The 7,398-nt window shown below is 41.6% G+C and carries 5 protein-coding genes; all 5 read right to left on the bottom strand.

Annotated features, from left to right (window positions below):
• Positions 1-166 precede the first annotated feature (166 nt).
• On the bottom strand, positions 167-547 hold the full coding sequence (locus FD50_RS11540) for a VOC family protein (RefSeq protein ID WP_056961866.1): 381 nt from the start codon (positions 545-547) through the stop codon (positions 167-169).
• A gap of 28 nt (positions 548-575) precedes the next feature.
• Positions 576-1,883, bottom strand: a complete 1,308-nt coding sequence (locus FD50_RS11535) for an MATE family efflux transporter (protein ID WP_315972243.1) — start codon at positions 1,881-1,883, stop codon at positions 576-578.
• 211 nt (positions 1,884-2,094) lie between these two features.
• On the bottom strand, positions 2,095-3,000 hold the full coding sequence (locus FD50_RS11530; RefSeq protein ID WP_056961862.1) for a proline-specific peptidase family protein: 906 nt from the start codon (positions 2,998-3,000) through the stop codon (positions 2,095-2,097).
• 67 nt (positions 3,001-3,067) lie between these two features.
• The gene (locus FD50_RS11525; RefSeq protein ID WP_056961860.1) at positions 3,068-5,500 is read right to left on the bottom strand and encodes a Xaa-Pro dipeptidyl-peptidase; all 2,433 of its coding nucleotides are present in this window, start codon (positions 5,498-5,500) and stop codon (positions 3,068-3,070) included.
• Positions 5,501-5,791: 291 nt separating this feature from the next.
• Entirely contained in the window at positions 5,792-7,183 is a 1,392-nt protein-coding gene (locus tag FD50_RS11520) for an APC family permease (RefSeq protein WP_056961858.1), read from the bottom strand.
• Between the last annotated feature and the right edge of the window lie 215 nt (positions 7,184-7,398).

Raw genomic sequence — 7,398 nt, 5'->3', positions numbered from 1 at the left:
CATAAGTCAAAATTCTCTGTCTAACTTCGAATTACTCATAGCAAAGTACTCGCTATGAGTAATTTCGAGTTAGTACTCAAATTTTCCCGACTTATGTCACACTCTCTCTTTAGTTATTCCAAAATTTAAGGTGCAGGGTTTGGCTTAATGTGTATGCTTAAGCATGTTATTTATAGCTGGCAATTTCCACTAAATTTTGATCATAGTCATTGATGTAGATTGCAGTCATTTGACCTTCAGCCCCTTCTTTTTTAAGCGGACCTGCGACAAGCGGAATATAGTAGCTTGCTAAGTGATTGAGAATGTTTTCGACGGGATCAGCAGCTACGATGCAAATTGCGGCGGAACCGGAAGTTGGCTTGGCAGCTGTCAAAGACTGCGGCTGAGTTGGTGTTTGAAATTCAATTAGCTGGTGGCCACAACGCACACAGCCGTCTGTTTGTTTTTGAGAGATGATCGGCATATCGAAAACTTCATGGTAAAAGCGTAACGCCCGCGGAATATCTGCGACGGTTAAGACGATATGATCAATGCGTTTAATTTTCATAGAAACACTCCTTAATAAAATAAGCATATCACGTGAAACTCTGCCTGAAAATATTTCGAGTAAAAAACAGTCCAAAAATGGTGATGATGAATTCGGTAACAGTGACGCTGAGCCAAATTCCTTCCATTTGCCAAAAATGTCCTAAGATAACAATGCTTGGAAGTAAAATAACGTAACCGCGCATTAAAGACATAAAAAAAGAAAAGCGAGGTTGGTTAATGGAGATCAGAAACATCATGATATTAATGTTGATGCCGGAAAAGAAAATGCTAAGAAAGTAAAGTGGAATTCCGACAGCAGCATAATGAACCATTAAAGTTTGTGTGCCACGACTGAAAATGCCGATAATTGGGTACTTGAAAAGCAACAAAATTCCGAAACTCAAAAAAGCAATTAAGAGACTGGTGCACAGGCCAAGTTTCAAGATGTAACGCACATTTTTCCAGTTGTTTTTGCCATATTCGCGTGCAAGCAGCGGTTGCATCCCAAAAGAAATCCCATTGAAAAGAGCGAGCACAATTAATGCGAGATTAGCAACGACACCATAGGCTGCGATTGCTAAATTTCCGCCACTTTTCAACAAAACAACATTATAAACAAAGATACTAACCCCAGTACTCATTTCGGTCAAAAAAGAGGGGAGTCCTAAGCGGGTTACGGCAAGCACGTTTTTGAAGCGTGGAAGTTGCAGGCGAAGTTGCAATTTACGTCCAGTAAAGTGGCGGTGTTGCGTTAAAACAACAAGACTGGCTAAGGGTGCAAAAAGTGTTGCCCAGGCCGCACCCACCATGCCCCATTTGAAAATAAAGATAAATAGATAGTCAATCACGAGTACGAAGAAAGTTTCCGTCAAAGTTGCCAGCATCGTAAGGCGGGGATTGCCATCGTTCCGAATAAAATTGACAGAGATGTAGTTCAAAATAAAGAAGGCCGCCCCTAGAGAAACTATCCGCAGATATGCACTGGCCAGTCCGATGGTTTGCTGATTGGCCCCCAGTAGTGTTAAAAGCGGCTCAGTTAGGAGGTTGGCCATGGACGCAAAGAAAATCCCAAGGAAAAAGCCCAAGGTCAGCAACTGACCGTACAAAGCGGTATTTGTTTTCTGTGACAGTGAATTGTTGATTGAAAAAATGGTTGCTCCTCCGATGCCTAAGAGAAGTCCCATTGAATTGAACAGGTTAAAAATTGGAAGCACAATGTTTAGCGCTGCTAATCCTAAGGGACCGGCAGCAAGGGAAATGAAGATTGTATCTGCAATTACATAAAGGGAAAGGCCTAGAGAAGCCAGAATGTTTTTCCGTACATAACTGTAAAATTCGCGTCCAAGGTTTTGCACAGAGCGCACCTTCTTTCATCAGTTTGAATAGTTTTCGTGAACAAAGAGGTTGAGACTTTATCTGATAGTTGTTGTAAAAAGGAGCCTGCGACAAGACATAAGCTTGGCACAGGTTCACAATAACTAGTTTAGAAAAAGTCCCAGCCTCTTTAGATGCGGTCGAGTAATTTTGGAGTTAAGCTAATTGTGATTTTTCCAGTGAATTAGCAGTTTAAGCGTCAAAATTTCCGGTTTCGACGTCTGTCAAAAATTTCTTTAGATGGGCAAAATAAACAGGTGCATTATCAATCATATGGTGATGCCCACCATTGGGCGTTGTTTCAAGGCGTGCATGCGGAATTACGCTGGCCATGCGGCGTGCAGTCGCGAGCGGCATAGTTTCGTGCTCCCCATAAGTAATTAAGGTTGGCATGTTAATTTTATGGATATCCTGACGCCGATCCCAGCCTTTCATTTTACCTGTAACCACAAATTCGTTGTCTCCTTGGAAGTAATTGTAGACAGGAGTAGCCATTGTATCTGTCAAATGAGAGATAGCCGGCGGTTGTTTCCGATCAACGTAGCCGCGATTGAGAAGATCAATCAATTTTTGGTAACGTTCATTGGCATAATCGTTTTTTGCTTCACATTTTTTCATAAACTCAAGTTCAGCGGCTGAGAATTCTTTTTCACGGATTGCATTGATATTGGCGACATACTCATCAATATTATCAGTCATGCTTGAAATGATGATTCCCTTAAGGTGCTGCGGGTATTTTAACGCATATTCTTGTGTAAGAATTCCGCCCCATGACTGTCCAATGAGATAAAAGTTGTCTAATCCCAGTTTTTGCCGGACTTCCTCGACTTCATCAATGAAATAATCCATGTTTAAAAATTGGTCAATGTTTTCTTGCTTGCTGAAGTCTGGTTGATCAGAATACCAAGATCCCAGCTGATCATACATCGAGACCTGAACCCCAAGATCGGCCAGTTTGGTTGCAAAATTTTCATAATATTCATGGTTTCCGCCTGGGCCACCGTGAAGACAGAGAAGTTTGATCTTCCCCTGGCCTTCTGTATGCGTCCATAAATGATAACCATTATCTAAAGTTAAAATGGTTGTCCCTTGTTTCATCATCAACACCTAGTTTCTTAAAAGTTATCTCAATCATAGCACTTAAACAACCGTTAAAACCAGTAAATCATTGGTCTAAGTGAGTGGAGGTCATCTGCAGCCGCAGACAGCTTTCACCGAATTGCAGCGAGTAGGCGAGATCCTCATTCGGTCGAATAGTAATTCCCATATCTGTGGAATAGACAACTAGACCTAACTGATGCCCCACGGCAAGGCGGTAAAAGGTTGGCTGCAGTTTAAGGGTAACCGGATAGAATTCATTGGGACTTAACTCGTCATTTTGCCAAGCAAAGTGGCGGTTTTGGAGATTAATATGACCTAAAGAGATCATTTTCCAAGGGGTGGCTTTCTCTAGCTCAAATTCAACCAGGTCTTCTTGCTGCCAATGGTAACCTCTGTCAAGGGCCTTACGGGCGATGACTTGAGGAGTAGTGCCTAAACGTTTAGCTAAACCATAGTCAACGAGCATAAAACTCAACATCCCATGATCTTTGTTCACTGCAACCTTTACCGTGACTTCGGGTGTTCCCCGCAGGAGCAGTTCATGTTGTAAACTGGCTGTTCTAAACAACAGCCGATTTGCTTTAAGAGGTGAGTTTTCTGGAAGCAAGAGGTCTTTGCGCCAAATAGCCGGATTTTTTTGATAATAATTGAAAGCCTCAGTATTTAAATGATCTTTAAAGGTCGCAGCACCAGGCCGAACAGCAGAAAGTGTGCTGGTCAATTCATGTGGTTGCAGCCAAAGAGTCTGTTTGTGTGCCTGTGAACTTTCCCAGTCGGTGTATTCCGTCCATTTCTCGGGTTCAAGGTTATCTTGTACGATCACAGTCGGCAGCAACTCGGCCGCGTGATTGTCAAGTTGGTAAAGTTTATAAGTCAGCCAAAGATTAATCATATCTGTAAAATCAAGTGAGCGGAAATTATTGATGTAGATATGCTGTCCTTGGTGCAGAATCAGCTTTTGTCTGACCGGGAGTTCTTTAAGCGCCTGCCAAAGATGATAAACATTGCGTGGTTTAACATTCCAGTCATTAAGTCCATGTACCATGAAGATGTCAGCAGTTATATTTTTAGTATTGTTAAGATAGTTGCGGGCATCCCAGAAAGAATTGTAATTACCGCTCTTTCGATCTTGTTCATGTGTGATCTGAGTAAGTGTCCGGTTGAATTCAGCTTTTACCTTGAGATAGTCGCCCGGCTGTTTTTTTCGACTGAAGCATTCAAGTGCAAGGACATCAGCATCTTCTCCTGGAAAACCGCCAGGGGAAGCTACTAAACCATTTTCACGGTAGTAATCATACCAACTGGAGATTGCTGCTTCGGAGATAATCGTTTTTAATCCGGCAACTCCGCTTGTAGCCGCTGCGGTTGCGAGTGTTCCTAAGTAGGATTTACCCGTCATGGCAACCGAACCGGTACACCACCATGCTTTAAGGGCAATGTGATCGGTTTTGTTTGTGAAAGCTACGCGTTTGCCGTTTAACCATTCAATGACGGCGATTGTTGCCGCAGTTTCTGCAGGGGAACCGCATGTTTGAACTCCATCAGAATCCTTGGTCCCGATTCCGGAAGCATACACAGCCGCAAATCCACGTGCTAATAAATAGTCATTTAGTGAATAGGTAAATTCGGAACTAAAAGTTTCTTCTGCTTCGGATGTAGTGCCCTTAATTTTTCTGCGTTCTGGCAAAGGAGTTTTAGGAGACTTGAATCTCAGCTGTTCATAAGTTAAGTGCGTTGGTGTTTTATGGACCAGCGGAGTGTTCATTGAATGCATTAACTTATCTGCAGCCTGGTCGTTGGTGCCTTGATTGTACGGACTGGCAGTATAGACTGCAGGAACCTTTAAACCATGGTTGGTCTCGCTGGGACGAATGAAATCAACTTTAATAAGATCACGAGCACCATCATTATCAGTATCCAGATCAGTTTCAACATAAGCGGTTTCATGCACTAATTTAGTGGTATCAAAAATTGGCTGGGCCTTGCCATTAAAAAACAAAGGTTGGGTGCAGTTAGTGCTAAGGGGCACAAAGTAGCCTTGGGCTGCTAAGTCATCAAGGAAAACTTGTCCATTTTTGGTATGCGTACAAAGCAGATCGTACCAGGCAGAAAAAAGATCCTTGGTTGATTCTAGTTGTGTTGCATGAAAAAGACCGATTTTTTCCATATCGTGTAAGGGGGTTTCCAATGAGAAATCCTCAGCAGGTAAGAAACCGAGTAACTGTAAGGCGACGTTATAAAAGACGGTCAAAGACAGTGAATCGGTTTGTAAGAAGGTGGGGACATCTTTTTGGGCAGTTGCTAATAAACCGGCCAGCTTTTGGGCTTTGCTTGAAGCCGAATGTGCCTGTGGGAAAGCTTTTTCTAGTAATTTTTGCCAACAACGATTGAGATTTTTTTCTTCCAGTAAAGTTTCATCTATGTACTGAATTGTTTGCAATTCAGTCAGTTTTTGTGGATAAGGTACCTTGAGATGTGCGAATTGATTATTGCGCATAATTATTCCTCCTGCTTAAGTACTTCATTTCCTGATTATACCCTAATAGCAGCATGTAAAAAAGAAGTGCTCCCAGCACCAGATTTTTGTACCTAACCGCAAATTGAACGTCGCTAAAGACCGACTATTTTACAATTTGTAATTAAGTTCAAAGCCAGCTTGTGCTGAAGACACTTCACTTTTTCATATTCTTTAACGCATTCCAGTCAGTAACCCTGTAAGTCCCAGGTCGAATAAATTGTGACCTCACAAATAATATTACGAGGCTTGGACGCTAACTAACACCCTTCGCTAATCCTGAGTCAATTGACTATGCTTAACCCCATAAGTGAAGTAAATAAACATTCCAATGATAAACCAGATTGCAGATGCAATCCACGTCTCAACTGGCAATGTAGACAGCATTAGCAAACACAAGAAAACTGAAATCAGCGGCAAAACTGGATAGAATGGAACTTTAAAACCAGTATTAGGGATATCTTGACGTTTACGCAAAGGTAAAATTCCCAAAGAAATGAAAGTAAAAGCAATTAAAGTCCCAATATTAACCAGACTTGTCAGTTGATCTAACGAAACAAAGCCACCCATAAATGAAATGATGATTGTGACAACCAGCATACTATTATTCGGGGTGTGGTGTTTTTCACTGACCTTACCTAAAGCTTTGGGTAATAAGCCGTCACGTCCAATTGAATAGATTAAGCGTGAGCTGCTATAGATCATCGTGACCATCATTGTAAACATCCCCGCAAGCGCACCTAATGAAATAATGCCGGCAGCCCAATTTTGGTGAACAAGCCGAAGTGCAAAAGCAACGGGATCAGCAACATTTAACTTTGTATAAGAAACCATTCCGGTCAGCACAATCGAAACGAGCGTGTACAAAATAGTACAAATTATCAAAGTTCCAATAATTCCGATCGGCATGTTTTTACGCGGATTCTTAACTTCTGCTGCGGAAGCCGAGACAGCATCAAAACCCAGATAAGCAAAGAAAACAAGCGAAGCACCTGTAAGGACACCCATGCCACCAAATGGAAAGAAGGGTTGCCAATTAGTCGGTTTAACATAAAAGAAGCCAACTGCAAGAAAAAGCAGGATAATAGCAATTTTAACGATCACAATGAGATTGTTTAACTTGATTGAGGTCCGGACGCCCTTTGAAAGAATAAATGCAATTAGCCAGACGATCAAAATTGCAACAAGATTAACATAAGTTCCGTGGGTCGGGTCGAAGTAATTGCTGAGGGCTTTTGGAAGATGAATTCCGAATCCAGCCAATAAAGAATTAAAATACGCGGCCCAGCCGGTCGAGACAGCGGCTACGGCGAGCATATACTCAAGGATCAAGGACCAGCCTAAGAACCACCCGATGATTTCACCAAAGACAACATTTCCGAAAGAATATGCACTGCCAGCAATTGGCAAGGCCGATGAAAATTCAGCATAGCACATAGCAGCTGTTGAACAGACGACGGCTGCCAATATAAAGGACAAGATAATACTTGGACCACTATGCAAGGCAGCGACCGTACCTGGGAGAATGAAGATCCCAGTTCCAATCACAGCTCCAATTCCTAGTGCAATTAAGTCTTTAGCTGTCATAGTTTTGACTAGCCGTTTATCTTTGGCTAAATAACGAGACAAACTTTCTTTCTTGAAAATTCTTTTCCACAAATCCACGAGCTCAGCTCCTTAAGAAATTTTTAAATAGACGCCTTTGATAGTATACAAAATTAGAGTAAGATGTCAATTGAATTGGAAAATTAAAATGGAAACGATATTTTTTTAATCTAATTAAAGTAATATAGCTTACCGATAGTCTAGGTCTGACTACGGAAAAATTTACACTTAGCCATAATAAACTGCTTTTAGAAATAAGTTGAAGAAAAAGGTTA

The organism is Liquorilactobacillus satsumensis DSM 16230 = JCM 12392 (assembly GCF_001435195.1).
In the GTDB taxonomy this organism is placed as follows: domain Bacteria; phylum Bacillota; class Bacilli; order Lactobacillales; family Lactobacillaceae; genus Liquorilactobacillus; species Liquorilactobacillus satsumensis.
Note: the sequence above shows the minus strand (reverse complement) of the source record. Positions and strands in the feature narration are given on the sequence as shown.

Excerpts from the sequence above, each read along its gene's own strand:
- FD50_RS11540 (WP_056961866.1), bottom strand. The coding sequence starts at position 547 with ATGAAAATTAAACGCATTGATCATATCGTCTTAACCGTCGCAGATATT.
- FD50_RS11530 (WP_056961862.1), bottom strand. The coding sequence starts at position 3,000 with ATGAAACAAGGGACAACCATTTTAACTTTAGATAATGGTTATCATTTA.
- FD50_RS11525 (WP_056961860.1), bottom strand. The coding sequence starts at position 5,500 with ATGCGCAATAATCAATTCGCACATCTCAAGGTACCTTATCCACAAAAA.